Source organism: Pseudomonas sp. PDM13 (genome assembly GCF_025685765.1).
Classification (GTDB): Bacteria; Pseudomonadota; Gammaproteobacteria; order Pseudomonadales; family Pseudomonadaceae; genus Metapseudomonas; species Metapseudomonas solani.
The window spans coordinates 1-354 of record NZ_JAOTQU010000065.1; the positions used below are offsets into that span (position 1 = coordinate 1).

A 354-nucleotide genomic window follows, 5' to 3' on the forward strand; every position below is an offset into this window, starting at 1 on the left:
TGTCCCCTTCGTCTAGTGGCCTAGGACACCGCCCTTTCACGGCGGTAACAGGGGTTCGAGTCCCCTAGGGGACGCCAGTTTCATGCGGGAATAGCTCAGTTGGTAGAGCACGACCTTGCCAAGGTCGGGGTCGCGAGTTCGAGTCTCGTTTCCCGCTCCAGTTTCACAAGCGATGCTTGCCAGGTTTTACCTGTCCCCTTCGTCTAGTGGCCTAGGACACCGCCCTTTCACGGCGGTAACAGGGGTTCGAGTCCCCTAGGGGACGCCAGTTTCATGCGGGAATAGCTCAGTTGGTAGAGCACGACCTTGCCAAGGTCGGGGTCGCGAGTTCGAGTCTCGTTTCCCGCTCCAGTT

General features: G+C 59.3%; 4 tRNA genes. All 4 read left to right on the top strand.

What is annotated here, in order from left to right:
- Window position 1 precedes the first annotated feature (1 nt).
- The 4 genes from OEJ36_RS30410 to OEJ36_RS30425 all read left to right on the top strand — a co-directional run bounded on the left by OEJ36_RS30410 (window position 2) and on the right by OEJ36_RS30425 (window position 351).
- A tRNA-Glu gene (locus tag OEJ36_RS30410) sits at window positions 2-77 on the top strand.
- A gap of 7 nt (window positions 78-84) precedes the next feature.
- Window positions 85-160 (top strand) — tRNA-Gly (locus tag OEJ36_RS30415).
- A 32-nt stretch (window positions 161-192) separates the two neighbouring features.
- A tRNA-Glu gene (locus OEJ36_RS30420) sits at window positions 193-268 on the top strand.
- Window positions 269-275: 7 nt separating this feature from the next.
- A tRNA-Gly gene (locus OEJ36_RS30425) sits at window positions 276-351 on the top strand.
- Window positions 352-354 lie beyond the last annotated feature (3 nt).